The following is a 26941-nucleotide window of genomic DNA, read 5'->3' on the forward strand; positions in this document are numbered from 1 at the left end:
GTTCCGCTGACCACGCCACGACTGAGTGGTACCTGACGATGCGTACACCGGTCATCAAGTGCGAACACCAGCCCTGCCTCTGGACGGACAATGACAACCGGTCTGCTGCCGCAATAAACCCCGATTGCTTTTTGATGTCTCAGATCTGCACTGCGCAAAGCGGGATACCATTGTGCATTGTGGTCCGGATCAAAAGGTTGCAGTAGAGTATGTGTCATGCCCATGACAATTCCTCCAAAATCTTGTTAATGGACGAAGGTCGCCGCCACGCAAGCACGTTGAACCTTCGCCAAGTCTGAAAGTGTATTGTGAACCTCAGGCGGTAATTGCCTACCGTCCTTATTGGTGAAACGCATTGTCGTAGACGGTGTAATAATCACGCGCCTTCGTAGACATTCTGCACGGATCTTATCTATCCATCGCATCGCGCTATAGACATCCGTTGGAATCCGATTCAGGCCGTCCACAACTCCCAGAAGAAGGTCACAGCGCGGATTAAGATTAGAGAGCACCGATGGAAGTTCTGCGCCGCCGCGCACCATATCGATATGAAGGCCATTCATCGGCAATGACATGACGTGGGGCAGGTTACGCCAGAAGCCCCCTCCTCCCCCGACGAAGACGAGGGATAGTGCATGTCCGGATGCCACCTCTGCCATGCTCCGCCATGCCAGTTCCATCGCCGTCTGGCGTTCTTTCGACATCGGACCAGCCGTTGTGACAGGTTCCGTAATCTGAACCCAGAAACAGCCTGCCGTGGCGAGTTCGTGTAGAATCTCGATGTACACCGGAAGAAGCTTCAATAACAACAGGACAGGGTCCGTGCCGTCAGTCCGGTCACATGCGGCAAGAAAGCTCACTGGCCCTAGAAGCACAGGCACAGTCGCGATCCCGCGTTGCCATGCATCAACAAATGCATCGCGGACAGGATTGCTGCATAAGTGGAAGAACGTCTGATCTGTCAGTTCGGGCATGCGCTTCCTGCCGCACTGAGGAGCCTTCCCCACACCCACCATCTGTGCTGTCTGCCACACGCGATGCCAGTCATCCGGGCAGGAATTGGACGCTACATGCGAGACGCCTGTGCGCCGCTGCAAAGCGGTCAATGCGGGGGTATCAAAACCCGAGAGACCAAGCGTCCCGGTCAGTAGCATGAGGGTTCACCGCAGGTCTGCGCATCATCATGCCAGTTTGTAATTGTGGAAGTGCCGTGTCGTTCAGCGACAGGCAAGCCTATGCAGTGCTGCAAAGCCGTGCTCCTGCCTCCGGTTCATCCCGCCCGGCGGCCGTGAGATCGACAGTGGCAGGTCTCCTGGCTCACGGATTATCGCAGATCGTGTCTACCTTCCCGTTGCTGACACAACAGTGGCCCATTCCCCTCAGAAAATGGACGACACGACCCCATACCGCTTACAGTTGCGGGAGCAGCCACCGACTGGCTTCCGGGACGGACCCTGCCGAAGCGGAACGGTGTTCCCTTTTCATCCGTTTGCACGGAACCACTGACTATATAGAAGGCGAATATGCCACCACCTTCCACTTTTCAGCAATGTTTTCCTTTCAATGCTGATCAGACGGCCAAGTACACTCTACGTCTTATCATATTCATACGTTTTATATGATTTAACAATAATATAAATTAGTACTTTCTGTTCGTGTATTTATACTTAAAAAGTAATGCTGCTGTGCAGGCCGAAAATCGCTTCGTCACCTACGCGGCGCAAACCGGTCCAATCCGGCGCGCCGCCCGAAGGGTGCCATACGTACTGAAAATCAGGCTGCATGACCATCCACGGCGTAACCTGCGCCTGATAGGTCAGTTCAAGATGGTTTTCATTGCCCTGCACAAGCGTCTGACTGTCGCGGTCAAATTGCCGCAGGCCGGAACTGGCGCGACCAATGCCCCAGCCCAGACCGATCGTGTCGTTATCGCGCCCCTTAAACGGCGCCTTAAGATTCAGGCCGGCGTCAATAGCGAAGCTGATCTGGTTACGATCACCGCCATTACCCGTGGCGCGTACGAACACGCCCACCGAGCGGGCCGATGTGAGCGACGGCCGCCAGATCATCTGGTCGATGATACCATACACCATCCAGTTACCCCGGTCCCAGCGCGGGGTCAGGTCACTTTGTGGCGTGGCAGCAGTGGCGTTGGCCACTGCTGCTCCTAACGAACCGCCATTGCGGTTGTAACGATAGTCGGCGAACTTCGCGGTATCATAGGGGTGACTACACGAAAGTGCATTTAACGTACGCTTAGAGAGAACGTTAAACGAACTATCATGTAAGGTTTAGCTGTAGGCTGAGGCGCATCCCTTTCGGCCGTAGTTTTACAAAAGGTCGCGTAAGTCTCTCGTAACCTGCGCTCGGAAAAAGGTGACGAGTGATCTATCCGCAGCAAGCGCTCAGTTTCGAAGGTGCTATCGTCATGAACTCGAGGCAGACAGGGACTCAATTGTTCGACGTGGTAGATTGAAACAGTAGAAAATGAAGAATGTTTTAAGTGGGCACCGATAGGTAGATTGATCGGACAGTCACTCTATCCAAAGGAACACGCCCGATGTTTTACGAAATTGCCACACACGGCGTGATAACCGTCATATTATTCTGTGGCTTTCTCGGCATGCCACTGCTGGGCATCGTTGCAATGATCCTAGATCTGCGCCGAAAAGATGATCCGAGAGAACCTGCGACCGCTGGCCGAGGGCCAGTCTGCATTGCCTATACTATCTGATTGCTGGCTCAGTTTCCGCCGCTTGACTGTAAATGCCATAAAATCTGACGCAGACGAGTTTTAATCTGCCTTGGTTAAAGTCTACGCGCGTCATATGGTGATATCATACCAAACTTGATCGATGATGTACGCGCGCTTGGCGCGTGCTCCTTATGAGAGACGCCGCCGGAAGAACCAACGGCGCCAGTCTCCTGCCTTGTAGCAAGACTTATTTAGAAACACCAAGCGGTGCCGTGAATATACGCCCGTCGACATCCGTGAAGCGAATAACCGATCCGTTTGCCGGCGTATGGGCCTGCGTTACCCACGGGAGGGTAATGGTCGCCTTCGCCCCCATCGGCGCACGGATACCGTAGGGCCCCGGGCCAAATTTGTTATAGGCGTAATCATTATCGAAGTTCTGCTTCGTCAGGGCTGACAGAGCTTTGGCATCCCAGTGTTCTGCGATCACTTTGTCCGGCCCGATAACGGCTGCATCAACGATGTGCACGGGTGCTTCAGGCGTTCCTGCATCCAGATAGGCATGAACGCGAATACCGCCATCAGCGAGAACGACCGCATTGGACAGCGTCACGTGATGCTTCGTCGGGCTCACCGGCCCACTATGGAACGGCGTAACGACGGAACCGCGAAAATAGCTGTAGGTGCTGACGTTGTAGATCAGGACAAAGCCGAACAAAGCCAGCGTCAGGTTCCGGAATGGAATATCCGCCAGCGGAAGCGGAAGCGCGCCGCTCGCCCAACGAAACCAGGCGCTGTCTGCGAGACGCGGACGTCGGGCCAGCAACACATTGTCGAGGCTGAAAGCACTCGATCCGCCGAGCAGCAGGGTCGTTCCCATAGCCAGGTTACACGCGGCCATCGTCCATTCGTCGATACAGGTCGCGCCCTGCCAGCCGAACATGGCCATCAGGATCACGGAAAAACCCATCGAGACGAGCGCGGACGCCCGGGTCATGAACCCTGCCATCAGCGCGGCACCGGCGATCAGCTCGGCGGCGCTGAAGACGATGACACCTGTGTAGAGGAGCCAGAAATGCTTCAACAGGAACGAGATGACGTGTTCAAAGCCGAACAGCGCCCCAGGCATCGCGGTTTGAAATTTGTTGGCCATCCAGTTGTGGCCGCCCCAGGCGTCGAGCTTGGAAGGCGCATAGATGAAACGGCGCGACCCGCCGCCCCAGTAAATGAACCCCTGAATGACCCGCGTTGCCAGCAGTGCGAGGCCGCCGATGCGCCAGTTACGCTCGGCTTCGGTCAGGGGTCGGGCGGTGGCGCCAAAAACGGCGCGCTGCGCTGATGCGTGTGTGATACTCATGTTCGCCTCCATTTACTCGCTGTCGTGATCCGGCATGCTGCCGCCGTGATAGGCCTTGAAGCCGTAGCGTTCGAAAATCGCCAAGGCGGTTGGCGACTTGATGAAATCGAGCCAGAGCTTTGCGGCCTGAGGGTGCGCGGCCCCCTTCACCATCGCGCCCGCGTAGATCGCCGTGCTGTTCTGATCGGCGGGAATGTCCACATGGCTGATGGCGTGCCCGGTCTGTTCCTGGAAGATCGCTTCGGACTGCCATGTCACACCGGCGTCAGCGAGGCCCTGCATCAGGAATAACGGCGTTTGCCGATGATGAATATGCGTCAGGACCGTGCTGCCGTTGGCAATTTTCGTCTTGTAGACGGCGTTGGCCAAAGCTTTGCCGCCCGCCTTGTCCAGTGATGCCTCGATCTGGCGCGCGATGCCCTCGAATTCGGGATTGGGCATCGCAAGCCTGATGCCCGGGCGGCCGAGATCCTTCAGGGATTCGACGTGGCCGGGATTGTCTTTCGGAATCATGATCGTGAGCGTGTTCGTGACATAGGGCACGGCAGGCGCCGCAAGCAGGCCACTCTTGATATACTGATCGATCTTCTTGAGGCCCGCGAAATAGGCGTCGGGCTTGGCCGTCCACGTCATATTGCCGGAGGTGATCGTCCCGCCTGCTTCGATCTGGCGGATCAGCAATCCGGGCGGGATCGTCTCCCAATAGATCTTTCCGGAGAATTCGGGATGCTCATGCTCGAACGCCGAGACGAGCGGCGCCATGGCGAAGAAGTAGTTTCCCCCGACATACAGGACGAGGCTCGGATTCGTGATGTCGCCATGAAAATCGGCCAGAACATCGACTTCCGGGACGGTGAATTCGAAGCCGCGCCGTGTCGCGTCGTTGTTCTGGCCGTGCTGCCACGGCGGAAACACGTCTTCTGCGTAATGCGGGGTCTGCGCCTTGCCGTTCCATTGCACCGGATCGGCCAACGCCGCAGCAGTCGACAGCACGAAAGTCGCCGCAGCTGTGGCCAACAGGGTTTTTCTTATTCTTGACGGTGTCATGGTCGTTCTCACTTCACGTAGCCGAAACCGGCATGTTGCAGTTCAGGGATCGTTGCCACGATGCCGGGGGTCAGGACGACGCCGTCGATCAGGTGATTGGTCAGTTCGGCGGCCATCTGCTCGTGTGACAGACGATCGGGATTGATACCTTTCTCGATCAGCTTGCCCGTCTGCTCCCAGATCGCGTTGTGGCAGGCCATGAAGACGACGCCGCGTTTTTGCAAAATCGGGATCGTGTTGCCTGCCGCTCCGAAAAGGCCTTTCGTATCCTCGTGAGCCGAAGCATCGAGAGCACCGTCTGGCGTTTTGATAAGCGTGTTTGACGCAAAGGCCGGCCCGGCGAGCTTCGCCAGCTGATACTTGTCCCAGATTGTCTGGTCATAGAGGGCAAGGTGAGCGGAGCCATGCGTGGCCGACACCGCGAGAAAGTCCGGGTGTCTGAACGAAAACACCTGTGCGTTAACGGAATTGCGCATCAGGTTGAGCCAGGGGCTATCGATTGCTGTGTTGTCCCAGACCTGCTTCCGCTCGCCGCGATAGGCGATCACCAGATCAAGTGCCTGGGCGTCCCACATGTGCGGGTCGTCGAGCACCATCGGCACGGTCCTGAAATCGCGGCGGCGCGGGGATCTGGCCAGCTGCGAGGTCAGCACGGCAAGATTGCCGGTTCCGTCCGCATGGGACGAGGAAGATCGTGCTGCCAAGGCAGTGGAAGTGGTGGCGATCGTGGCGCCGGCGGTGGCCGCCATCAGGCCCAGCAGGGCATGGCGACGGTCGGCGCGAAGGTTTGAAGTCATGTCGTTCATAGTCGGTCTCCTTTGGAGAGCCTGATCATGCGCTTCTCTTGATCACCTGAACCAACTCATTTGAAAGCACGAAACGTTCGATTTTCTTGATCGCTCGTCGATGTGACTTCGGTCATAGCCCCTGAAAGATCACCCCGGAGGTCCATTTCAGGCCGATGAAAACCCGCACAGCTCCACGATCGCTGGCGACACCGCCCCCGAGACCACCGCTTATTGTTACTGCCGGCTCCAGAATATGGTTAAAGCCGATATCAACGAAGCTCGACAGGCGTCGTTGCCTGGTTTGCTGCTGACGCACCACATCGGCGACCAGCGCAGTTCGAGGCCCTATCAGATGCGAGCTGACCATCCCGACCATCCATCGTTTCGGCCGCTCGTCAGGCCGAACCCTGAAGGATCGCGTCCAGGCGATTTCTATGCCGACCCTGGGCGCTTGCCTGGAACGGCCAAGCGATTTCGTCGCAACGAACTGGACGCTGTCGCGTGGTCCCTGATGGCCGCCCCCATAAGGCTCCTGGCGGATGAGCGATATGAGCATGGCCGGAACGTAGCGCCCCTGCTGGCGGAAGTTCCATTCCACTTCCGCGCCCGCCAGATTGCCATGAACACTTGACGCGTCGCCGAACTGACGCACGGGCGCAAAGCTCAGTTCGATCCGGCCGGGCAGCCCCAGCTTGATGGCCGGACCACCCCGCGCGCTGTAGCGCCCGTCGCCGGCTATACTCACGCGCTCGGCCGTTTGCAGCGCGACATGTCCTGACGGCGTGACAAAGGCGTCCTTGAGCCTGACGGGTAAATTAGCGCTCAGACCCTGGGGATCGCCCTGCGCGTGCACCGGACCCGTCAGGCACCAGGCAAACACGGCGCACAGGCACGCCCCCACAAACTCATTGGCCCTGTTGCGCAACAATGCGGCGTTATGGCCGCGGTGCCTAGCCCACGGCAACGAGAACAGCACCGAGGGCGATCAGGACAACCCCGCCCCAGCCTTTGGCGGACATATGTTCGCCCAAGACCAGGACGCCGAAAATCGCCACGAAAACGACACTCAGCTTGTCGACAGGCGCCACGCGCGCCGCATCGCCCAGCTTCAACGCGCGAAAATAGCATAGCCATGATGCTCCCGTGGCGAGACCCGACAGCACGAGGAAGAGGACCGTCCGCCCACCGATGGGGTCTAGCGCGCGCAGCTTGCCGGTGAGGGCAAGCAACGTTCCCAGCACGACGACGATGACGATCGTGCGCACGAAAGTTGCGATATCAGAATCAACCCCCTGAACGCCGAGCTTGGCGAGGATTGCCGTCATTGCCGCAAAGGCGGCTGATAACAGAGCCCATACCAACCAAGGGGGCACACCTGAGCCATTCATGATCATGATGCCCTATCGGTTAGGCGTCTTCTTCGGTTGCGGTCTGGGCGATGCGGATGGCGCCCGTGTTGAACCCGTCGGCCGTGATATGGCCCAGCGCCACGGCACCGATGCAGAGAATGACCGACGCAGCCACGTTCACGGACGCCCGCCCCCAGGCATCGTTACGGATCAGGTCGAGCGTCTGCAGGCTGAAGGATGAGAACGTCGTATAGCCGCCGCAGAGCCCGATCATCACGAAAAGACGCATGTTTTCCGACACCGGATAGCGCCCGTCCGCAAGGGTCAACGTGCCGAAGAAACCGATCACGAACGAGCCGAGCGCGTTGATGGGGAGGATCGTGCCCCATGGGATGAAGCGGCTGATCGGCATGGCCGCGACGGAAACCAGGTAACGCGCCAACGTGCCGAGAGCGCCTCCGACCATGACGATAAGACAGGTTGTAAACGACATGCCATTCCCTTTCTGCGCGAGTTCGGACGGAACCCGCTGTTTCGGGCGGCGAAATGCAGACGCACTCCCACCGCCATTGTGTCGCGGTAGGAGCCATCAGCCCTTGCGAGGGCGGTTGAAGGGGGAGCTCCATCCCCTTGTCGGGAGAGTTAACATAAAGCGGTCGCAGTGCGCTACTTCAGGGTGCCGCCGTCGGGGCATGGTTAATCCCGAGAAGAGCCGTTTCCTGTATTTGTGACCTGCCAGCCCTCCTTTTTTGTTGCTCGCCCTCACTGCCGGGCGCACATAATCCCGATGACGCGCGAACAGCAGAATTTCGTCGTCCTGGACAAGGGGATGGGGTTCCCCTGAAACCGCCGCAAGGCTGATGACTCCTCTGTGCCGCAATCGGTACGAGGAGACATGTGCGCCTCTCTTCGTCCCGAAGGTCGTTTATCTTTGGAGTGGAGATCTATCATGCACATACTGGCCATTCTCGATCGGCCTGGGCCGGCGCTCCAGACCCTTCGCACCGTCGATAGCCTCATGGTGCGTTTGCAAGATTGCAAGGTGACGATCCTGCATCCGCGGCAGGAGACCAATCCGGACTTCCAGTCTGAGGACGAAGGCATCGAGACGCAGAGCGAACACGCCGAGTTCGAAAAGCGCGAACAGAATTTGAGTGGTACCTTGCGCGACATCGCCGAGCGATGGATGACGACGCTCGCGGACACGGGCTCAGCACAATGGCTCCAGGCGATAGGCGACGTTCGCAGTATCGTCGCCGAACAAAGCCGGAAAGCCGATCTCGTGGTCGTCGGCAGACACATGCCAAGCGACCCCGACCGGACCAGAAAGACTCTCATGGCAGCACTTTTCGATGCCAACGCCGCCGTATTAATCGCTCCTGAGCAGGCGCCCCGGACGATCGGCGTTCGTCCCGTCATTCTGTGGGAGCCGTCCCGGGCGTTGGATGCCGCACTATCGGCGGCATGGAAGTTGCTGCTGACTGCCGAACACGTGACCTTCCTGATCGGAGCGCTCCCTGATGAATGTATGCCTGATCCTGCCCGGCGGTTGATGGATGCCGGCATCAGTGTCGGTATCGACCGTTTTCGGATTGATGACGGTGAAGGGATCGCGCTTCGCGATCATGCACTGCGCGCAAATGCGGATATTCTCGTTATGGGCGCCTATACGCATCCGCGTTTCTTCGAAAGGCTTTTCGGAGGCGTGACCGAGGACATTCTTGCCCACGAGATGCTGCCATTGTTGATCCATCACTGAACATCGATGCCGATGCCGCGCTTGATATCCCAAGCGACTTCACGCGCGGCATTGGACAACTCAGTTCCCCATGTAAGGGTGATTAGCTCCGGGCGTGAGCGCCGTGTAGAGCTGGTCGCGAATATTGTCGAAGCCGATCGTCAGCCACCGGGCAGAGGCGCCGTCTGTGGCAATCTGTCCCGAGGTGCGGGTAATTTCTTTCGATCCGTCACACATGGCTGCGGTGACCTGAGTCAAACCGCCTTTCGGCCCGCCTTGGGCAAATTCCGTTTCGGCGGAGCAGAGTTCGTCCTTGGCAGGCAATCGCACGGCGTTGAGATACATCACGATACGACGGCTGTCTGCCGATGCCACGCCGTCCTGTGTCGGATAAAGGGCAGCCAGCGTCGCGTCTGTCTGACCCGGAACCGTTCCGATGAACTTGACGGGCAGGCTCTTGTAGTCCCACCACAGACGCGCCCGTTCATGCGAGGGATTGTTGCTGCTGGTGATTGCCGTTCCGCATCCGCCAAGCAGAGCCAGTCCCGTCAGGACGGAGGCGAGAGGCAGAACCTTCGATTTGCCAAAAATTTTCATGGAAGCCTGTTCCCGTGATCGCATTTCGGCGCATGATTTTTCGGAGGGGCAGAGACACTCTCCGGAATGCAAATCATTGCCTTTCGAGCTTCGCGGCCAGGACCGATTTCCCGCCTCGCTTCTCGTGAAGACTTTGATACGATCAGGGGACGAGGCTGAAAATTGAAACGTATCGCTTAGAACGTTCGATAAAATAGATTACCGGGTTGCTCTTTCACCCGGAAGGCCTCATTCGAGAAAAGCTCAGCGCCCTGCAACGCGTTTCTCAGGGTAATGCGCCGCAATGCGCTGGTTCATTGGATACACGGTCGACGAAATCAGGCCGTACGCCGATGCGCTCTACTCCGGGGTTGCGATGCAGGGAGAGACGAACAGATTTCCCGCCCACCCGCTGGCGAGCGTCTTGGCCGCGACGACCAGCCACATGATGGCGAGCATCACGCAGAACACCGTGCCCGCGACGCCGAAAAACCCGCAATCGAGCATCGCACCGAGCCGGAACGTTGCGACCGTGTAAACGCCCAACGGGAAAGTATAGCCCCACCAGCCGAGATTGAACGGGATGCCCGAGCGCCAGTAGCGCGCCGTGATCAGGCACGCCATCAACCACCACCACAGCCCGAAGCCCCACAACAGCAGCCCCGCCAAGACCCCCATGCCGTGGGCCGCGATGCCGATCTCCCGCAGGCCATGCAGCGCCATGATTGCAGGTGCGTCCCCACCCAACACCAGCATTCCGAGCGCGCCCGTGCCGATCGGTCCCAACGCCAGCCAGCATGACGCCGCCATGCTCTCATGCGGCAGTTTGTGCAGCGCCATGCGTAGCGTCAGGATCGTCAGGATGCCGAACGCGACCGGCACCGAATACGCCCAGAGGACATAGGACGTGAGCAGCACGGTGAGCTGCGTGCCCGCATCCGCCAGATGCGGCGCGATCTGTCCCCCGGATGCCCCCGCCACTTCGGCCGCCACGACCGGTAGCAGCCAGATCGCCGTCATGCCTTCCAGACGATGCTCGTGCCGTGTGAACATCAGATATGGGATCAGCACCCCGCAGGCGATCGACATCGCCACGTCCAGCCACCACAGCGCATGGGCGATGCCCACGATGCCCTCACCGAACAACGAAATGCCGAACGCGATGCCGCCGTTGATGATTGTCGCCAGTCCCATTGGTATGGTGCCGAAGAACATCGATACCGTGCCATGCCCGAAGATCCGCCGCGCCTCGTGGCCGAACATCATCCACCGCGCGGCATAAAGCCCGGCGAACAGGGCAAACAGGGCGATGTTGAAAAGCCACAACGCTGTGCCGACGCCGTGGAGATACGAACCGGCGACGGGGATCTGCGGTAGCGCGAGGGCCAGGATACCCGTCCCCATGGTGGCAGCGAACCAGTTGGGCGTGAACTGGCGGATCATCTCGCGCGGATGGGCGAGGTTCTGCAGCGGCTTCGTCATGGCTTGTTCACTGTGACAGGGGCGCCCAGCAGGGCGAGAAAGGCAGTTTCCGCCGGCGACAGGCGGCGTTGCGGGTGGCGCAGCGCGCGGAACTGCCGGTCCGGCAGGTTCATGGGCACGGCGCATAGCAGCCCGGCCTCGATCCGGCCCGCCACCACGCTTGCCGAGAGCACAGCAGCAGCGGTCCCCGTCTCCACGGCGCTGGCCATCGCCTCGTTGGACGCGACCTCCAGCATCACGTCGAGATCGGCCGGATCGACGCCGAGGGCGTGGAGTGCGTGTTCGAACTCGATGCGCGTGCCCGACCCGGCCTCGCGCAGAACCCACGGGCTGCGCGCGAGATCGCGGGTCGCGGGCGGGGTCGACGCCCATGGGTGATCGGGGGCCACGACCAGCAGCAGCTGATCCTGAGCGACGACATCGCTGTGCAAGTCCGGCGTCGGCAGATCGCCTTCCACCAGGCCAATCGACGCCTCGCCCGATTGCACCCCTGCCGCAATATCGCGTGTATTGGCGATCGTGACGTGTAGGCGAATGCCGGGATACGCGGCGCGGAACGCATTCAGACGCGCGGGCAGCCAGTAGCTCGCTATGGTATGGCTGGCATGCAGGCGCAGGCTGCCGTCGCGCAGGCCCGCGAGGTCGAACATCCGCTCGCGCGCGATGTTTGCGCGGTTCAGCACGGTGCGCGCTTCCTCAAGGAACAACCGACCGGCCGGTGTCAGTTCGATGCGGCGACCGATCCGGCTGAAGAAAGCAAGCTGGAATTCGCCCTCCAGTTGGGTCACGGCATGACTGACGGCGGATTGCGTCAGATTGAGGAATTCGGCGGCCCGGGTGATGTGCTCGCGCTCGGCGACAGCTGCGAAAATCCGAAGTTGTTCCAGCGTCATGACACTACCGCCCGGGTCAGGGCCACCAGCACGGCACAGCCAAGGGCACCAAGCGCAATCGTTAGCGCGCGCTCCATCCCAGGACCGACCGAGTAATGCGTCGTATCCGCCGCGATTGCCGTACGCGTGGCTTGGAACCGCCGATACGCTGCGGCGAACAGAACAACGCCGAGCGCGACGAACACGACGCCCAGTTCGGCGGTGACCCCATAAGGGCGCGGTGCGGCGGCATCGTGCTGGTCTGCCGCCAGACGCAGGAACAGGTCAAATTTCGCCAGTACGCCGCCGAAGGCCACAATGGCAAGCGCCGTGCGGAGCCAGGCGAGAAAGGTCCGCTCATTGGCTGCGTGATCGGTATAGCGCGGGATCATACGGCCTGCGCCAGCCGGTCGGCGACCTCACGGGCCTGCACGCGGATTTCCGGAATGGCAATGGACTCCAGCAGCACGCCGAGCCGCGCCGGGCCGATTGTAAACAGATCGTCCGCCACGTCGCCCTCCGCGTTGATGAGCGCACCGTCCGGCGTGCAGGACAGGCCCGCGCCCTTGAAACCAGGAACTATCTCACCCCGATTGAACAAATCGTGCAGCAAGGGCGCGTCTGCGCGTTGGTATTTCAGGCTGGGGCCGGTACAGTTGATGACGTGGGCGGCGGTGATCGTCATGTCGTCGCCGGCCCTGACGATCAGGCCATCTTCGCCGGTGCTGATTGCGGTCACGCGCCCGTCAAGCACGCGCAAGGTTCCGGCCTGACGCTCCTGGTCAAGGATATCTGCAATATGCGGAGCCATACGATGCCGCAGGATTTCCCAGCGCCGTAGCAAATGCCGCTGGAAACGGGATTTTTCGACATCCGGCAGCGCCAGCCACAGCGTGTTGATGACCGGACGCATGCTGTCCACCGCCGCCCGCCAGTCGGTGCCGCGTTTCAGTGCCGCATGGAAAGCGCGCAGGTAGGCGAGTGCGGTTGATGCTGTATTTCCGGGTGTAAAGACAGGTGCTGGCAGCTTCGTGTATGCCGCATGCCGTTCGGGAAACAGGCCGCGACGCGACAGGGCCGTCACCTGTCCGCGGTGGCCGTTCTCCCGCAGACGCAGTAGTACGTCGATCGTGGTCAGGCCGGTGCCGATCAGCGTCACCGCGTCATCGGGCGCAACGTTGGCCAATGCCCGTTCATCCCAGGCGTTGTGGTGATAGCGGCCGGTGTCGTCCAGTTCGCGCGGGATACCGGGCAGGCGCGCCGGATCGAAATGCCCGGAAGCCAGCACGACCTGTCTGGCATATAGCACCTCCCCGTCAGCGAGTGTCACGGCAAAGCCGCCGTCGATCCGGTGACAACCGACGGCGCGCTGCCGGACGTGCTCAGGAGCTGCGATAGAATGCAGGTTGCGAAGATAAAGGCCATAGAGCGCGCGCGGCACGAACTCCCCGTCATCGATCGTGCCGGGCACGTTCTCGGCCAGCCAGCGCAAGAAGTGGTCGGGGTCGGCCGGGTCGGCGCTCATGCCCTTGGCCGGGACATTCAGGAGATTTTTCAATGACGGTGTTGAGTAAGCGAGCCCGAAGCCGGGACGGTCGGACGGATCGACCAGCGTCGCAGTCATACCGTAGCGGGTGGCGAGGTTCCACGCCGTCAGCGTGCCGCTTGCGCCCCCACCGATGATGACGATGTCGTGTTGATCGGGCTCGGTCATATCGTAACTCTCCTGGATTGCGTGTCACCAGAATGATCCGAAGCTTCTGAACCATCCATGAGATTGTCTAGATTGGAACGTTCGAAACTATCGAACTGTCTCCCTGACCTTCGCATACAACATAATTGCCGCCAGTCATGCTTCCGTTGCAGGCACAGCAGCTAAACGCACAAGCGTTCGGTAAACCGTCGGCCGTGACACTGAAAAGACGTCGGCGAGATCGCTGATCGAGTAATCGCCGGTGTCGTACATCCGGCGCAGTTCCTTCTGCTGCCGCTCGGAGAGCTTGGGCTTCTTGCCGCGCAGTTTGCCCTTGGCACGGGCAACCGCCATGCCTTCGCGGGTTCGCATCCGGATCAGGTCGGCCTCGAACTCGGCGAATGTTGCGAGGATATTGAAGAAGAGCTTGCCCATCGGATCGGACGGGTCATGCACGCTGGCACCGAGCTGGAGGCGTACGCCCCTGGCGGCGAGGTCGTCTCCGATCGCGCGCGCGTCCGGCACCGATCGGGCCAGCCGATCGAGTTTTGGCACGACGAGGGTGTCACCGCGTCGCACAGCTGCCAGAGCCTGATCCAGGCCAGGGCGGGTCCGGGTCGTTCCGGTGAATCCCTTGTCAGTATAGATCCGTTCAGCGGCGACCCCGAGGTTGAGCAGGGTCTCACGCTGCACGGCGAGGTCCTGCTTGTCGGTCGAGCAGCGGGCGTAGCCAATCAGGACGTGCGTCATGGGAAATATTGTAACGTATAAGGACCCTTCATCGCAAAAAATATCGTACTATCTATATGAGACTCTGTTCTTGGCCGTTTTCCATGGGTCATCTGGTCGGCCAGAGCGGGTCCGTTCAACGATCCTCTTTCGGACACATCAGGGAGATGTACGATCATGGCGCGCCGTCGCCTGCTGACCCGCGAAGCGCTTGCGCGACATCTTGATCCCTCCGTCGATGAACGTGAGATCACGCGAAATTTCACCTTGGGACAGGACGATTTCGATCTGATCGCGACCCGTCGCGGCGATGCATCCCGGTTGGGCTTTGCGATGGTCATGCTCTACATGCGTTGGCCGGGACGCGTTCTGGAGGAACGCGAAACGCCACCCGCCCCCATTCTGGCGTTCGTGGCACGGCAGCTCGATCTGTCACCCGGCATCTGGCAGCACTATGCGCGTCGTGACGAAACCCGCCGGTCGCATCTGGCCACTCTCATGCGGCGTCACGGCTACCGGGCCTTCGACCGGGCGGCGTTTCAGGATCTGACCCTTTTTGCGATGCCGATCGCGCAGAACGTGACCCAGCCATCCCGTCTGGCCGTGATCCTGATCGACGAGATGCGACGCCGCAAGATCCTCCTGCCGTCGGTAACGGTAATCGAGGCGCTGGTCCGCCGCGCCCGTCAGCAGGCAGATCAGCTTGTGCAGGACGTGCTGTCGGGTGACCTGACGCCTGATACCCGCTCTCGCCTGGACAGAATCCTGGAGCGCCGCAGCGAGCGCAGTGCCTCCTGGCTGTCATGGCTGCGCAATCCGCCTCTGTCACCGGCATCGCGCAATGTGCTGCGTCTGCTGGAACGCCTCGATCATGTGAGGGCGTTGAAGCTGGACGCCTCGCGCGCCGCGACCATCCCGCGCATGGCGTTCGACCGCCTGAGTGACGAGGCCGCCCGGATCACCCCCCAGCATCTGGCCGAGCTTCCCGTCGGTCGACGCCATGCCATTCTGGTGGCGGGTGGGATCCGGTTCGAAGAGATACTGACTGATGCCGCGCTGACGATGATGGATAAGCTGCTCGGCAGCATGATGCGTCGCGCCGAAAATCGCACGCGCGACAAGGCGATCGTCACGGTGCGATCACTGCAGGCGCAACTGCGCCTGCTGATGGCCTCGTGCCGTCACCTGATCGAGGCGCGCGCCCGAGGCATTGATTCGCTGTCGGCCATCACGGCGATCGATTGGCCGCGTCTGGACGAAGCAATTGGCAAGGCTGAAACCTTGACGGCGCCGGAAACGGTCGACCGCACGGCTGAACTCATTGATCGGCACCGGTCCATTCGTCCGGCTATCGGGCCATTCCTCAACGCGTTCCAGTTTCGGGGTGGTCGTGCCATGCAGGGGTTGCTGGAGGCGGTGCAGCTCATTGGCGATCTCTACCGCACCGGTAAACGTCGCTTGCCGGAAACGTGCCCGACCCGGTTCATCCCGCCGTCCTGGCGCGCCTTCGTCAGGCAGGATGGGGTGCTCGTGCGCCCAGCCTACGAGCTATGCGCTTTGATCCAGCTACGCGAGCGCCTGCGCGCTGGTGACGTCTGGCTGACGGAAAGCCGTCAGTACCGCGCCTTCGACAGCTATCTCTTGCCGGAGGCTACCTTCGCGGCGATGCGTGCCCGTGGTCCGCTGCCCTTGGCGATCAACGGAACAGCCGAGGCCTTCCTCTCCCAACGGCGCGCCACGCTGGATACCGCGTTAATGCAAGTATCGGACTTGGCTCGACAGGGGAAACTGCCGCAGGTGCGCCTGGACGGAAGTGGCCTCGTGATTTCGCCGTTGAAAGCGATCACGCCCTCAGTCGTCGAGGATCTGCGGCGGGCCGCGTATAATCGGCTGCCACGGGTCAAGATCACCGATCTTCTGCTGGAGGTCGATTCCTGGACCGGCTTCACCGACTGTTTCACCCATCGGCGCTCCAGCCGTATCGCTGATGACAAGAACGCGCTGCTGACGGTGATCCTGGCGGACGGGATCAATCTCGGGCTGACTCGTATGGCCGATACCTGTCAGGGTGCTACCCTGCGCCAGCTGGCCCATCTGCATGACTGGCACATCAGCGAGACCGGCTATACCGAAGCGCTCGGTCGCCTCATCGAGGCGCATCGCACCGTGCCGCTGGCGGCGTTGTGGGGCGACGGCACATCATCGTCGAGCGACGGACAGCAATTTCTTGCCGGTGGCCGGGGTGCTGCGATCAGCGACATCAACGCGCGTAACGGCAGTGAACCGGGCGTGAGTTTCTACACCCATGTCTCCGATCAGTATGATCCGTTTGCGACCCGGGTAATTGCCGCAACGGCCGGGGAAGCGCCGTATGTGCTGGACGGCCTATTGTATCACGCGACCGGCCTGTCGATAGAGGAACACTATACCGACACGGGTGGCGCCTCGGATCATGTCTTCGGGCTGATGCCGTTCTTCGGCTATCGGTTCGCACCGCGGCTGCGGGATCTGAAAGAGCGCAAGCTGCACCTGCTGCCCGGCCAGATCCCGGGTGATCTTCTGGGCGGCATGACCGGTGATCCGATTGCGGCCGATCATGTCGCGGCGCACTGGGACGACGTTCTGCGTCTGACGATGTCCATTCGCAGCGGCACCGTGACGGCCTCGGCCATGCTGCGCAAGCTCGCCTCCTATCCCCGGCAAAACGGTTTGGCGGTCGCCTTGCGCGAAATCGGCCGGATCGAACGCTCAATCTTCATGCTCGACTGGTTGCGGGATCTGGATTTGCGCAGACGCACCCAGGCCGGGCTAAACAAGGGCGAGGCACGCAACGCACTCGCCCGGGCGCTGTTCTTCAACCAGTTAGGTGAATTGCGGGACCGGCGTTTTGAAAATCAGGCCTACCGCGCATCGGGCCTGAACCTGCTGGTCGCGGCAATCATTCTCTGGAACACGCGCTATCTGCAAGCCGCCATCCAGTCACTCGGCATTCCCGATGATCTGGCGCGGCATATCGCGCCGCTCGGCTGGGAGCATATCTCCCTGACGGGCGACTATCGGTGGAACGTCGAGGAACAACCGGAAACCGGAAAGCTGCGGCCGCTCCGGATGCCTGCTTCCTTGCTGGCTGCATGACTTCGAACGGGATGTTCTTCAGGCGTTCACCCTAAGCGTACGTAAAACGCACTTTCGTGTAGTCAGCCCTTGGACGCCAGATCGCCCGCGAGGAATTCCAACGGCGGCTGGGTCAGATTGACACAGCCAACGACAACGATCCGTCAGACCGAAGTGCAGCAAGTCGGAAGGAACCAGATGAGTGACGCCTGTCCCATCCAGGGCACCCCTTCAGGCAGGCCGGGATCACCTGTTTTGCGCTTCCCATATTCGTACAAATGTATTACAATTGTCCTGCAATCAGGAGGAAGCCATGTCCGCCGTGACGTTCCGTGTCGATGACACCCTCAAGGCCGCCGCTGTCGCGAAGCTATCGGCGCAAGGCATGTCCCTGTCCGACGTGCTGCGCGATACCCTGGCCTATATCGCCGAGACCGGCCAGCCGCCGGTCAAGCGCCGCCTTGTGACCGACGAGGATGCAAGGCTGATCGAGATCGTCCGCGAACGCCTCGCCGATCCCGCGCCGCGTCATCGCATGACGCTGGCGGACTTGAAGGCCCGCCATCCGGATGACTGAATACGCGATCGAGTTCGACGATCGCGCTCTCCGCGAGTGGGATGGGTTGGACGGGAGCGTTCGCAAGAAATTCGAGAAGAAACTCGAAAAACTGGTCCTAAATCCGTATTCTCCTGGCAACGAACTACACGGCGATCTCGCGGGATTCTACAAGATCAAACTGCGCCAGGACGGCTACCGCCTCGTCTATCAGGTCGTGGAACAGCGGATCGTCATCTTCGTCATCGCGGTAGGACGCCGTGAGGACAACGAAATCTACACGACGGCAACCGGGCGCATCCCGGAGACGCCAGCCGACCGGATAAAACAGCCCAGCGGCAAAAGTCGCAAAAGGTAAAGCTTACGAAAAACCACCTGTGGGGAAAAGCCGCCATGACCCGTGTCGCACTCTATGCTCGCTATTCCTCGGACAACCAGCGGGCGGCTTCTATCGAGGACCAGTTCCGCCTCTGTGAAGAGCGCGCCGCGCGCGAGGGCTGGCAGGTGGTCGATTACTATCGCGACGCGGCCATCTCCGGGGCCAGCATGATCCTGCGTCCCGGCATCCAGACCCTGCTCCGCGACGCCCAGGCCGGGCAGTTCGACATCGTGCTCGCTGAAGCCCTCGATCGCGTGTCCCGCGACCAGGCCGACGTCGCCACCCTGTTCAAGCGCCTACAATTCGCCGGCGTCACTATTGTCACCCTGGCGGAGGGCGAAATCAGTGAGCTTCACGTCGGCCTCAAGGGCACGATGAACGCCCTGTTCCTCAAAGACTTGGCCCTGAAGACCCATCGCGGCCTGCGCGGCCGGGTCGAGGCGGGTAAATCCGGCGGCGGCCTGTGCTACGGCTATCGCGTCGTGCATCAGATGGACGTGCGAGGCGAACTGATCCGGGGCGACCGCGAGATTGACGACGCACAGGCGGAAATCGTCCGCCGCATCTTCCGTGAGTTCGCGTCCGGACGCAGCGCGCTTGCCATCGCCGGCCGCCTGAACGACGAAGGTATCCTCAGCCCCACGGGCGGCAAATGGAACAATACCACCCTACGGGGCAACGCCCTGCGTGGCACCGGCATTCTGAACAACGAGCTTTATATCGGCCGGCTGGTGTGGAACCGGTTGCGCTACCTGAAAGACCCGCAGACCGGCAAGCGCGTGTCCCGACTCAATCCGCAATCGGAGTGGATCGTCACCGAGGTGCCGGACCTACGGATCATGGATGATGATCTCTGGCAGGCCGTCCGTGCCCGGCAGGCGCTGATCGCTGAGAAGAGCGTGAACATCAGTGCCGGCATCCGGGCGTCGATCAACAAGCTCAATGGCCAGCGCCGTCCAAAATCGCTCCTGTCGGGGTTGGTGTTCTGTGGGGTATGCGGCGGTCCCTGCTCGATCCGGGGCGGCGACCGATTCGCCTGCTCCACCCACATGGACAACCGCTCCTGCACCAACAGGACCACGATCCGTCGCCCGGAACTGGAAGACCGCGTGCTGTCGGGTCTCAAGGACCGGCTGATGACGCCGGAAGCCGCCGCCGAGGCGATGCGCGCTTATGTGGAAGAAACCAATCGCGCCAACCACGAACGCCGCGCCAGCACGGCCGGCTGGCAGACGGAACTGACCAGGCTGCGCAAGGGGCTGAAACAGATGCTCCAGGTGATCGAGGATGGCGGCTATACGCGCGGCATGGTCGAGCGCATGCGCGAAATGGAGGCCCGTGAGGATGAACTGGTCGCTATGCTTGCCGCCCAGCCGCAGGACGTGCCCGATATCCATCCCAACGTCGCCGGGATCTTCAAAAACAAGGTCGAACGGCTGGCGGAAACCCTGAACCATCCCGAGGACCGTCAGGATGCCTCCGAGGCCATCCGCGCGCTGATCGAGAAGATCGTGCTCCATCCCGGCAAGGGCCGGGGCGAGATGCACGCCACGCTCCATGGCGAACTCGGAAACCTGCTGGATTTCGCCGCCTCACGCGGTCAGGGGACCAAAAACACGAACACTCCCGGAGCCAGGGCTCCGGGAGTGTCGGTATCGGGTATTGCGGGGACCCACAACCGAAGAAAACTGCGCTCTGCCAGTAATGAGCAGGCTACATTGGTTGCGGGGGCAGGATTTGAACCTACGGCCTTCGGGTTATGTGCCAGAAAGCCCGTACCGGCGCGAGTATCGTCGCATCTCTCTCGCACGGGACTCATCGGTAATCCCACGCAGGATATTGAGGGATACTTCATTAGACAGACGCGGTTTCTCATGAGCAATACGCAGTGTAGCATAAACTCAGTCGTGTAGTCCCATTCCTTCGCATGCGAAAGCGGATCTAATGGCGAGATCCTGACCATTCCTGAGAGTCTGCAACCGCTATACATCACGCCACGGGAAATTTAATCATATCGATTGACGCATCTCCCGCCCGCACCAATTCCAGCCCAGCCACAAATGTCGCAGCCACAGCCGTTCGACGACCAATCGTTCCCTCAGGCTCGGTAGACGCCATCGCGGGAACACAGCCCCATATGTTCCGGAAAGTTCCGTTTCTCATTTTCGCTCGGATAAAGGCCAATGCATCGCTCACACGCCAGTAGGAGGGCACATCGATCCGATAGATCGGGACGGATGTCTCGACCCGTGCCAATTCGTGCTCCAGCGTACCGAGACAGGCTTCCATTAGACTGAAATACGTCCCCTGCCTTCCCAAAACGCCGCTCTTCACGGCGCCCCTGCCCCGCGCAAAAACCGACACCCCAAGCTGTGGCTTCGCTTCCAGCCAGTCTGCCGCTGCGCGCATCTCCAGCATCCCCTCGATCTGGCCGACCGTCCGGCGCGCCTCTTTTTCGGCAAGCTGTTTTTCCGCCTGCTTGGCAAACAGCAGCCGCGAGCGCAGGAACACCAGCCGGGCGATCCAGATCACCCAGTCCGCGCGCTGCATGAGCGGCGTCGTGCGGGCCAACCGCTCCGCCTCAGCGACAAACTGGGCCGCCAGGTCCGCGATGGACAGGACGCCCAGATCCAGACGCTGCCGTTCTGCCAGATCCAGCAGCAGGTCCAGCGGGCCGTCAAACCCCTCGACATGGAACTCGGGCACCGCCGGGCGCGGCCGCCGGCGCGGCGGATCGCCCCAGTCTTCGTCCTCGTCAGGCGACATTGGCGGTCTTCCTGTCATCAGCGCGTGCGTAATGCGGCCGAATGTCGAACATCAGCTCTGGCCAATCTGTCCGTATCTGCTCCAGCGCCTGCCACGGCGTCCATTCCGCCGACCAGAAGTGGTAGACCAGCCGGGCACTGCGGCGCGCGCGCTGGTCGAGCGGGGCTTCGACCTCCACCCGGCGCAACGGTAGCAGCGTGCCCCACTGCGCCTGCAGCCAGGCTGCCGCCGCACGGGAGTCCGCCCCGGCTTCAAGAATGGGACCGGGAACCGGTACCAGTCGGTGCAGGTCAAAGGCACAGGCAGGGGTGCCTGCCGCCTGATGCTGCAGGGCAACCCGATGCAGGCGCTCGGACGCCTGCCGCAGCAGCCGGGCCAGCGTCACCGCCTGCGCCCCCTTTCCCGCCATCGGCGCCAGCAGGCGGGCCTGTTCGTAATCAAAATCCACCTGCCAGGGAATGATCCCCGGGCCCTGGGCCGCCGCCCGGAACCGGGCCACGGCACCCACCGGACCGCTCACCGTCAACGTCGTCCAGATCCAATCCGGGGCGGGCCGCGTCGTGCGTCGGCGCGCCGCTGTCCCAACTGAGGACTCTGGCGGGGACCCGGATTTTGTCCGGGGTACCCGGTGGGCCGGGCGGTCCGGACGTCCCAGTGTCCGGTCCAGCACGAACCGGATCCCCGGCACCGACAATGGATCCCCGATCGTGCCATGCGCATCGATCCCCCGGAACGCTGCCCCCCAGCGCAACTGCGCCGCGGCGCGCCAGGCGGCCCAGGACCGCACCGGACAGACGGCCGGATCCCGGCGCCGCCGCAACCGGCGCAGCTGGTGGTGCCCGGACCGGGGCCGCAGCAGGGCGACGGTCATGCCGTCTGTCGTGTCGCTGATGTCTTCCACCGTCAGCCGGGCCAGCGCTTCAGCGCCGATGTCCAGCGTGGCCGCCAGCAGCAGCAAAGCCCGGTCGCGCAGGCCGGACAGGTCGGGGCCGCAGCGTCGCGCGGCGGCCAGCAGCGAAGCCACATCGACCCCGGCCCCGGTCCGGCGCACCCGCGTAGCGGGCAGGGCGACATCAAGCCCCTCGCCATTGGCGGCACACCACGCCGTCAGCGCCGCGCGATCCACCACCAGGCTCTGCCGCGGCCGTCCCGCCTTCGCCCGGGCCTCCAGCCACGCTGCCACCGCCACAGGGCCGACCGGAAAGCCGCTATCGGCTGGTTGGGTCCTGACAAAGGCGCGCCAGGAGGCCGCATAGGCCCGTGCCGTGGCCGGCGACAGGCCGGTCGGGGGCCGCGCCGCCTGCAGCGGTCGACCGATCTCAGCCATTCTGGTCGGATCCCCGGTTTTCCGCCCTAAACTCGCTGCAGGCCGACGTCGGACGGACGGCGAAAGCGGACAGCCTGCCCACCCTCAGCGGAAAACCGCGCTGCCTGACCCTGACCATATTAAGGCGTTTGTGCTTCATATAATACGTCGTATCATGTTAACGGGTTTTGGAGAACGGAAAAGCGCCCGATTGATCCTGAAAGGCGGGGTTTCCCGGACTTTCTGCTCCCTCCTCTCCCTGCCAGTCAAAATCCGACCGATCAAAAATCTACTTCCGATAAGTTATCTTGTCGGAAGTAGATGAAAATTTCCAAAATGCCTGCTAAAATCCCGAAATGCGCCTGTTTCCGAGCCTTTTCGCCAAGCCTGTCCGTGTGCCCCTTCCCCTCTGTCCAGGTGATGGCCAGGGATCCTACGCGCGGGCAAGCCTGCCATGCTGAGCGACGTCCGGATCCTCGGCGCCAGCAGGCGCGCGCAGGCCGCGCTGCACGCCCGTGTTGACCCTCTGACGCGGCAGCGTCTGGCCGAGACACAGGATCCGGCGCGCTGGCGCGAAATCCTCTCGACCGCCTGTTTCACACCGCCCCTGCCCCTGCTTCTGGCGGGCATCGAATTGCCGGACGGTAGCTATTCCCCGGATACCCCCCTCGCCCAAGGCGTGCCGTATGCGTCGGCCGCCCAACAGATGGCTCAGGACCATGTCGCCGATATCCCATCAGGGTTTGAACTGGCCGTCGGTCTGGAAATCGATGATGGCGTGCCCAGCTTCCTGGCCTGGTTCCGGCCGCTCCAGTCCGTAGGAACCTGTCCCGGGACGGCAGACGCGGCGCCGCCTGCGCCCGTCGGGCAACCGGCTGCTGCCGTCGCGCAATGGTTTTCCGTCGTCTCGGCACAGCCCGTACCCGAACATGACGGCCGCCTGGCCACGGCCCGTCAGGCGGCCGATGCCTATATGCACCGCAGCAAGGCCGAGAACACGCTGCGCACCTATCGCGCTGCCGTGCGGTCCTGGTGTCGCTGGACTGCCGGTCATGCCCTGCCCGCCCTGCCGGCCCGCAGCGAGGATGTTGCCGCCTATCTGGCCGACATGGCGCTGCAGGGCCGCAGGACCAGCACCATCGACCTGCATCGTGCCGCCCTGCGCTACCTGCACCATCTGGCGCAGATTGCCGTACCCACCGCCCACCCGATGGTGACCGCAACCCTTGCTGGCATCCGTCGGGAAGCAAAAGAAACCCTGCCCCGCCAGAAAACTGCGCTCACCTGGGACAGGCTGGTCCGGGTCGTCGAAGCCATCAGTTCCCATGATCTGGTCGGTGCGCGGGACCGGGCCATTCTTTTGCTCGGTTTTGCCGGTGCGTTCCGGCGCTCCGAGCTTGCCGCACTGAAGGTGGACGACATCACGGTGGACGAGGATGGCATGCAGATCCGGCTGGGCCGGTCCAAGGGGGATCCCCAGCGCAAGGGTACTCTGATCGGCATCCCGCGGGGCCTGACCCGGAACTGCCCGGTTCTGGCATACGAGACCTGGCTCCGGCAGGCCGGGATCACGGAAGGTCCGGTCTTCCGGCGCATCTGGTCCGCGCGGGACCGCAGGGCGGGCGCCACTCCCGTCGGAGCCCCGCCCAGGATCGGGCCGCACGCCCTGTCGGACCGGGCGGTCACGGACATCATCCGCAGGCGATGCGGCGACACCCACCTCGAAGGGGATTTTGGCGGACACAGCCTGCGCCGCGGCGCCATCACCACGGGGGCAAAAGACGGGTATGATCTCCTGGAGCTGAAGCGCTTCTCGCGGCACAAAAGTCTCCAGGTCGTCGAGACCTATATCGACGCGGCCTGCATCAAGGCCCGGCACCCCGGAAGATCGAGATTCTGAACCTGTCTTGACCCCTGCCTCCAGAGCGCTTCAACTCGCCTTCAACCGCAACACGTCAGGCGGACCAAAGAGAGGAAACAGCGTCATGGGCTCGAGAATTCTTGTTGTCGGCGCGGGTGCCGTGGGTGGATATTTTGGCGCGCGCATGGCCGGCGCCGGGCATGACGTGACCTTTCTGGTGCGCGAAAGGCGCCTGCAGCAGCTCCGTGCCGAGGGCCTGTGCCTGATCAGTTCTGTTGGCAACGTCACCATCGCCCCCCGGATGGTGATGGCCGGTGGGATTGAGGGTCCCTACGACATCATCCTGCTCAGCGTAAAAGCCTATTCCCTGATGGCGGCAATGAACGATTTTGCGCCTGCGGTGGGACCGCAGACATGGATTGTCCCGCTTCTCAACGGCATGCAGCATCTTGATAGTCTGGCAGACCGCTTTGGCCCTGCCGCGGTCATGGGGGGGACGTGCTTTATCGTCAGCAAGCTTGATGCGCAGGGGCGCATTGTCCAGGCGGGTTCTCTCCCCCGGCTTTCCGTGGGGGAGCGGGACGGTCGTGAGACGCCAGCGACGTGCAGTATTGCGGAAACCCTGTCGGGGCCCGGATTTGAAACCGTGTGTTCCACCCACATCCTGCAGGACATGTGGGACAAATGGGTTCTGCTCGCCGCCCTGGGCAGCATCTGCTGCCTGATGCGCGGAACCGTGGGGGATGTCGCCAGCCAGCCAGCAGGTCAGGATTTTGCACAGGCGGTGATCCATGAATGTGCGTCAACGGCCGCCGCTGCCGGTTATCCCCTGCGGGATGCCACCCTGAAGAGCACTATCAGTCTCCTGACGAAAACGGACTCCACCCTGACGTCCTCCATGTTCCGGGATCTGCTGCAGGGCGCTCCTGTGGAGGCGCAGCAGATTATTGGTGACCTGGTCAGGCGGGCACGCGTCCAACAGGTCCCTACGCCTCTCCTGGATCTCACAGATCTGAATCTGCGCGTGTATGAACAGCAAAGGCACGCGTGAAGACGCACGGGGCAGGCACGAGGCGCCGAAAGACATATCTGCTTCGTGGATCATGCCCGCCTTGTTCGACGATAATTCTCCCTGCATGAACAGCTGGAATGAAACGTCTGACTTTTGGGGGGGAACGGTCCGTCCGCTTTGGAGCGCTCAGGAGGTGTTTCCAGCCGTTCATTCGACGACGTGTGACAGAAACTATGTGCGCCTAATAGGACATTCAGTTCCACGACCCGGGCGGCCAGGATCGGTCCGTCTGCTCCTGAACGTCATAGCGTGACGGCGGACACCTCCGTCAATCTCAGGGGGGTCAATTCGACTCTGACTGGATGAACGCCCGATGAGGCGTATCATGATGCACCGATGCCAATTGGATTCAGATTTAATTCCGGATCCAATGGCCAGCAACAACGACGTCAAACTGGTAGTATAATAATAACCGGTTGCAAGAAAAATTGTCTGAAGGGATGTGTCTGCCTCAAGGTATTTTGCCAAGTGCGGCTGCGCGCCTAGATGTTCGCGATGTAATCCCTCAGAAACTGGGCCGACTGTATCATACCTTGGCCCTCCATCTTCTCAAGCAAGCCTTCTGCGGTATATGCAGGATGGTTCATACGTTCGCGCATGTTTTTGACGGCCTTCAGGCTTCTCCCAGACGCTAAGTCCAAAGTGTCCACAATGAAGACATCTGTCGAAAGGACCTGGATGTTGAATTTCTGTAGAACCTCTTCAGGGAAATGCTTCAAATTCTCAGTCACAATGACATCCGCTCGAGCGCTCACTGCAGCTGCGATTACATGCAGATCATTCGGATCTGGGAGCCCATCGATGTTGAGGTAATTTTCTACATCAGCGGCAAACAAAACAGTGGCCTCAGGAAAAGCACGATTCATCGCCGCTCGTTGCTTCTCTGTGTCCGCTTTACCACCTGTAATCTTTGCGATGGCACCTACAGTCTCTTCCATGATCTTGTCGCTCCACCGCACTCTAAAAAGCTCCGCCTCAGCCAGACTGAGTATGAGGTTTCGACGCAAAGCTCCCGCTAAGGTGCTAGCGTCAATAAGCGCGGTGAAACGATTTCCGTGATTCATTGAAAGAGTCCTGCCTCTCTATCCAAATCAGCCAGTTCTTTCAGTGCGTTACTGCGCTCGCTGTTCCGTTTGTCTCGATATGAAAAGAGATCCTCTGCAAGTACGCGACGATGCCGTCCAGTCATGTGAAAAGGAATACTTCCGTCCTCCAAGAGTTTCACGAGATAGGGGCGGGAAACGTTCAGGTAGTCAGCTGCTTGCGTTGTGGTGAGCTCAGCTTTGACCGGCAGCAACGTGAAGCTACGGCCGCTAGCAACGAGCCGCAGCACGTCCAGCAGTGAATCAGAGATCGTAGGCGTTAAGATGATCGGCCGGGTCTTACCTGCCGGATCTGCAAGTTCAAATTGCACACCACCATCCTCTTGGCGCTGCGACGAGATGAGCTGTATCAACTGCTCAGCGTTCTGGATCTCCACCTTGTCAGGCAGACGGTCCACAAATCCCTCCTTACGTGCGGCGTTCATGTTTCCTCTCCTGTCATATACTAATCCTCCATA

Annotated in this window: 25 protein-coding genes, 1 pseudogene and 3 riboswitches; of the genes and pseudogenes, 7 read left to right on the forward strand and 19 right to left on the reverse strand. The window is 61.2% G+C overall.

Annotated elements, in window-relative coordinates; genetic code table 11:
• The 9 genes and pseudogenes from AC1RQ9_RS13360 to crcB all read right to left on the reverse strand — a co-directional run.
• A partial coding sequence (locus tag AC1RQ9_RS13360) for a Rieske (2Fe-2S) protein (RefSeq protein WP_014106889.1) occupies positions 1-224 on the reverse strand: 224 nt, incomplete at its 3' end.
• Positions 225-245: 21 nt separating this feature from the next.
• A complete protein-coding gene (locus tag AC1RQ9_RS13365; protein ID WP_231850456.1) occupies positions 246-974 on the reverse strand; it encodes a uroporphyrinogen decarboxylase/cobalamine-independent methonine synthase family protein in 729 nt (242 codons plus the stop codon).
• Positions 975-1285: 311 nt separating this feature from the next.
• Positions 1286-1519, reverse strand: a riboswitch (cobalamin riboswitch).
• A gap of 148 nt (positions 1520-1667) precedes the next feature.
• Positions 1668-2222, reverse strand: a pseudogene (locus tag AC1RQ9_RS13370) (carbohydrate porin); the annotation flags it as partial.
• A gap of 720 nt (positions 2223-2942) precedes the next feature.
• Positions 2943-4052 (reverse strand): TQO small subunit DoxD, encoded by a 1110-nt coding sequence (locus AC1RQ9_RS13375; protein ID WP_231290067.1) that lies wholly within the window; start codon positions 4050-4052, stop codon positions 2943-2945.
• A gap of 12 nt (positions 4053-4064) precedes the next feature.
• Complete coding sequence (locus tag AC1RQ9_RS13380; RefSeq protein ID WP_011251528.1) at positions 4065-5099, reverse strand: substrate-binding domain-containing protein; 1035 nt, start codon at positions 5097-5099, stop codon at positions 4065-4067.
• A gap of 8 nt (positions 5100-5107) precedes the next feature.
• The gene (gene tetH / locus AC1RQ9_RS13385; protein WP_010510927.1) at positions 5108-5905 is read right to left on the reverse strand and encodes a thiosulfate dehydrogenase; all 798 of its coding nucleotides are present in this window, start codon (positions 5903-5905) and stop codon (positions 5108-5110) included.
• Between the two features lie 112 nt (positions 5906-6017).
• Entirely contained in the window at positions 6018-6863 is an 846-nt protein-coding gene (locus tag AC1RQ9_RS13390; protein WP_010510926.1) for a hypothetical protein, read from the reverse strand.
• Entirely contained in the window at positions 6838-7275 is a 438-nt protein-coding gene (locus AC1RQ9_RS13395) for an EamA family transporter (protein WP_029335745.1), read from the reverse strand. Before AC1RQ9_RS13395 ends, AC1RQ9_RS13390 begins: the two co-directional genes overlap by 26 nt.
• 19 nt (positions 7276-7294) lie before the next feature.
• Entirely contained in the window at positions 7295-7729 is a 435-nt protein-coding gene (gene crcB, locus AC1RQ9_RS13400) for a fluoride efflux transporter CrcB (RefSeq protein ID WP_010510921.1), read from the reverse strand.
• Positions 7730-7809: 80 nt separating this feature from the next.
• Positions 7810-7875: riboswitch (Fluoride riboswitch) on the reverse strand.
• A 177-nt stretch (positions 7876-8052) separates the two neighbouring features.
• A riboswitch (Fluoride riboswitch) is annotated at positions 8053-8113 on the forward strand.
• 72 nt (positions 8114-8185) lie between these two features.
• On the opposite strand from crcB, the gene AC1RQ9_RS13405 reads away from it, so the two are divergent.
• A complete protein-coding gene (locus AC1RQ9_RS13405) occupies positions 8186-8995 on the forward strand; it encodes a universal stress protein (RefSeq protein WP_010510919.1) in 810 nt (269 codons plus the stop codon).
• A gap of 60 nt (positions 8996-9055) precedes the next feature.
• Here AC1RQ9_RS13405 and AC1RQ9_RS13410 read toward each other — a convergent pair whose 3' ends face one another.
• The 6 genes from AC1RQ9_RS13410 to AC1RQ9_RS13435 all read right to left on the reverse strand — a co-directional run bounded on the left by AC1RQ9_RS13410 (position 9056) and on the right by AC1RQ9_RS13435 (position 14347).
• A complete protein-coding gene (locus tag AC1RQ9_RS13410) occupies positions 9056-9571 on the reverse strand; it encodes a thioredoxin domain-containing protein (RefSeq protein WP_010510917.1) in 516 nt (171 codons plus the stop codon).
• A 339-nt stretch (positions 9572-9910) separates the two neighbouring features.
• Positions 9911-11032, reverse strand: a complete 1122-nt coding sequence (locus AC1RQ9_RS13415) for a TDT family transporter (RefSeq protein ID WP_010510914.1) — start codon at positions 11030-11032, stop codon at positions 9911-9913.
• Positions 11029-11925: a LysR family transcriptional regulator gene (locus tag AC1RQ9_RS13420; RefSeq protein ID WP_010510913.1), complete on the reverse strand. Its 897-nt coding sequence runs from the start codon at positions 11923-11925 to the stop codon at positions 11029-11031. The genes AC1RQ9_RS13415 and AC1RQ9_RS13420 overlap by 4 nt, the downstream gene beginning before the upstream one ends.
• Entirely contained in the window at positions 11922-12296 is a 375-nt protein-coding gene (locus AC1RQ9_RS13425) for a YidH family protein (protein ID WP_010510909.1), read from the reverse strand. The genes AC1RQ9_RS13420 and AC1RQ9_RS13425 overlap by 4 nt, the downstream gene beginning before the upstream one ends.
• Complete coding sequence (locus AC1RQ9_RS13430; protein ID WP_010510907.1) at positions 12293-13618, reverse strand: FAD/NAD(P)-binding protein; 1326 nt, start codon at positions 13616-13618, stop codon at positions 12293-12295. The genes AC1RQ9_RS13425 and AC1RQ9_RS13430 overlap by 4 nt, the downstream gene beginning before the upstream one ends.
• Positions 13619-13753: 135 nt before the next feature.
• The gene (locus AC1RQ9_RS13435) at positions 13754-14347 is read right to left on the reverse strand and encodes a recombinase family protein (protein ID WP_010510905.1); all 594 of its coding nucleotides are present in this window, start codon (positions 14345-14347) and stop codon (positions 13754-13756) included.
• Between the two features lie 156 nt (positions 14348-14503).
• Here AC1RQ9_RS13435 and AC1RQ9_RS13440 point away from each other — a divergent pair, with 156 nt between their 5' ends.
• The 4 genes from AC1RQ9_RS13440 to AC1RQ9_RS13455 all read left to right on the forward strand — a co-directional run bounded on the left by AC1RQ9_RS13440 (position 14504) and on the right by AC1RQ9_RS13455 (position 20288).
• A complete protein-coding gene (locus tag AC1RQ9_RS13440; RefSeq protein ID WP_010510903.1) occupies positions 14504-17461 on the forward strand; it encodes a Tn3 family transposase in 2958 nt (985 codons plus the stop codon).
• A gap of 292 nt (positions 17462-17753) precedes the next feature.
• Positions 17754-18017, forward strand: a complete 264-nt coding sequence (locus AC1RQ9_RS13445) for a type II toxin-antitoxin system RelB/DinJ family antitoxin (RefSeq protein ID WP_012553568.1) — start codon at positions 17754-17756, stop codon at positions 18015-18017.
• Positions 18010-18354 (forward strand): type II toxin-antitoxin system RelE family toxin, encoded by a 345-nt coding sequence (locus tag AC1RQ9_RS13450; protein ID WP_171791625.1) that lies wholly within the window; start codon positions 18010-18012, stop codon positions 18352-18354. Before AC1RQ9_RS13445 ends, AC1RQ9_RS13450 begins: the two co-directional genes overlap by 8 nt.
• Positions 18355-18389: 35 nt before the next feature.
• Positions 18390-20288, forward strand: coding sequence for a recombinase family protein (locus AC1RQ9_RS13455; RefSeq protein WP_485987374.1), 1899 nt, complete (start codon positions 18390-18392; stop codon positions 20286-20288).
• 76 nt (positions 20289-20364) lie between these two features.
• Here the strand turns inward: AC1RQ9_RS13455 and AC1RQ9_RS13460 are convergent, their stop codons facing one another.
• Entirely contained in the window at positions 20365-21141 is a 777-nt protein-coding gene (locus AC1RQ9_RS13460) for a segregation/condensation protein A (RefSeq protein ID WP_110560944.1), read from the reverse strand.
• Positions 21131-22468, reverse strand: coding sequence for a transposase (locus AC1RQ9_RS13465; RefSeq protein WP_171791132.1), 1338 nt, complete (start codon positions 22466-22468; stop codon positions 21131-21133). The genes AC1RQ9_RS13460 and AC1RQ9_RS13465 overlap by 11 nt, the downstream gene beginning before the upstream one ends.
• Before the next feature lie 433 nt (positions 22469-22901).
• Between AC1RQ9_RS13465 and AC1RQ9_RS13470 the strand changes: the two genes are divergently transcribed.
• Positions 22902-24347: a tyrosine-type recombinase/integrase gene (locus AC1RQ9_RS13470; protein WP_485987375.1), complete on the forward strand. Its 1446-nt coding sequence runs from the start codon at positions 22902-22904 to the stop codon at positions 24345-24347.
• Positions 24348-24432: 85 nt separating this feature from the next.
• Positions 24433-25359 (forward strand): ketopantoate reductase family protein, encoded by a 927-nt coding sequence (locus AC1RQ9_RS13475; RefSeq protein WP_485987376.1) that lies wholly within the window; start codon positions 24433-24435, stop codon positions 25357-25359.
• Between the two features lie 503 nt (positions 25360-25862).
• Here AC1RQ9_RS13475 and AC1RQ9_RS13480 read toward each other — a convergent pair.
• Complete coding sequence (locus AC1RQ9_RS13480) at positions 25863-26444, reverse strand: PIN domain-containing protein (RefSeq protein ID WP_485987377.1); 582 nt, start codon at positions 26442-26444, stop codon at positions 25863-25865.
• The gene (locus AC1RQ9_RS13485; protein ID WP_485987379.1) at positions 26441-26908 is read right to left on the reverse strand and encodes a helix-turn-helix domain-containing protein; all 468 of its coding nucleotides are present in this window, start codon (positions 26906-26908) and stop codon (positions 26441-26443) included. The genes AC1RQ9_RS13480 and AC1RQ9_RS13485 overlap by 4 nt, the downstream gene beginning before the upstream one ends.
• Positions 26909-26941: the final 33 nt, after the last annotated feature.

Source organism: Komagataeibacter ossonobensis (assembly GCF_057359305.1).

Excerpts from the sequence above, each read along its gene's own strand:
- AC1RQ9_RS13485 (WP_485987379.1), bottom strand. The coding sequence starts at position 26,908 with ATGAACGCCGCACGTAAGGAGGGATTTGTGGACCGTCTGCCTGACAAG.
- AC1RQ9_RS13420 (WP_010510913.1), bottom strand. The coding sequence starts at position 11,925 with ATGACGCTGGAACAACTTCGGATTTTCGCAGCTGTCGCCGAGCGCGAG.
- AC1RQ9_RS13380 (WP_011251528.1), bottom strand. The coding sequence starts at position 5,099 with ATGACACCGTCAAGAATAAGAAAAACCCTGTTGGCCACAGCTGCGGCG.
- AC1RQ9_RS13365 (WP_231850456.1), bottom strand. The coding sequence starts at position 974 with ATGCCCGAACTGACAGATCAGACGTTCTTCCACTTATGCAGCAATCCT.
- AC1RQ9_RS13395 (WP_029335745.1), bottom strand. The coding sequence starts at position 7,275 with ATGAATGGCTCAGGTGTGCCCCCTTGGTTGGTATGGGCTCTGTTATCA.
- AC1RQ9_RS13460 (WP_110560944.1), bottom strand. The coding sequence starts at position 21,141 with ATGTCGCCTGACGAGGACGAAGACTGGGGCGATCCGCCGCGCCGGCGG.
- AC1RQ9_RS13450 (WP_171791625.1), top strand. The coding sequence starts at position 18,010 with ATGACTGAATACGCGATCGAGTTCGACGATCGCGCTCTCCGCGAGTGG.
- AC1RQ9_RS13410 (WP_010510917.1), bottom strand. The coding sequence starts at position 9,571 with ATGAAAATTTTTGGCAAATCGAAGGTTCTGCCTCTCGCCTCCGTCCTG.
- AC1RQ9_RS13480 (WP_485987377.1), bottom strand. The coding sequence starts at position 26,444 with ATGAATCACGGAAATCGTTTCACCGCGCTTATTGACGCTAGCACCTTA.
- AC1RQ9_RS13405 (WP_010510919.1), top strand. The coding sequence starts at position 8,186 with ATGCACATACTGGCCATTCTCGATCGGCCTGGGCCGGCGCTCCAGACC.
- AC1RQ9_RS13465 (WP_171791132.1), bottom strand. The coding sequence starts at position 22,468 with ATGGCTGAGATCGGTCGACCGCTGCAGGCGGCGCGGCCCCCGACCGGC.
- AC1RQ9_RS13435 (WP_010510905.1), bottom strand. The coding sequence starts at position 14,347 with ATGACGCACGTCCTGATTGGCTACGCCCGCTGCTCGACCGACAAGCAG.
- AC1RQ9_RS13470 (WP_485987375.1), top strand. The coding sequence starts at position 22,902 with ATGCTGAGCGACGTCCGGATCCTCGGCGCCAGCAGGCGCGCGCAGGCC.
- AC1RQ9_RS13375 (WP_231290067.1), bottom strand. The coding sequence starts at position 4,052 with ATGAGTATCACACACGCATCAGCGCAGCGCGCCGTTTTTGGCGCCACC.
- crcB (WP_010510921.1), bottom strand. The coding sequence starts at position 7,729 with ATGTCGTTTACAACCTGTCTTATCGTCATGGTCGGAGGCGCTCTCGGC.
- AC1RQ9_RS13445 (WP_012553568.1), top strand. The coding sequence starts at position 17,754 with ATGTCCGCCGTGACGTTCCGTGTCGATGACACCCTCAAGGCCGCCGCT.
- tetH (WP_010510927.1), bottom strand. The coding sequence starts at position 5,905 with ATGAACGACATGACTTCAAACCTTCGCGCCGACCGTCGCCATGCCCTG.
- AC1RQ9_RS13430 (WP_010510907.1), bottom strand. The coding sequence starts at position 13,618 with ATGACCGAGCCCGATCAACACGACATCGTCATCATCGGTGGGGGCGCA.
- AC1RQ9_RS13425 (WP_010510909.1), bottom strand. The coding sequence starts at position 12,296 with ATGATCCCGCGCTATACCGATCACGCAGCCAATGAGCGGACCTTTCTC.
- AC1RQ9_RS13440 (WP_010510903.1), top strand. The coding sequence starts at position 14,504 with ATGGCGCGCCGTCGCCTGCTGACCCGCGAAGCGCTTGCGCGACATCTT.
- AC1RQ9_RS13455 (WP_485987374.1), top strand. The coding sequence starts at position 18,390 with ATGACCCGTGTCGCACTCTATGCTCGCTATTCCTCGGACAACCAGCGG.
- AC1RQ9_RS13415 (WP_010510914.1), bottom strand. The coding sequence starts at position 11,032 with ATGACGAAGCCGCTGCAGAACCTCGCCCATCCGCGCGAGATGATCCGC.
- AC1RQ9_RS13475 (WP_485987376.1), top strand. The coding sequence starts at position 24,433 with ATGGGCTCGAGAATTCTTGTTGTCGGCGCGGGTGCCGTGGGTGGATAT.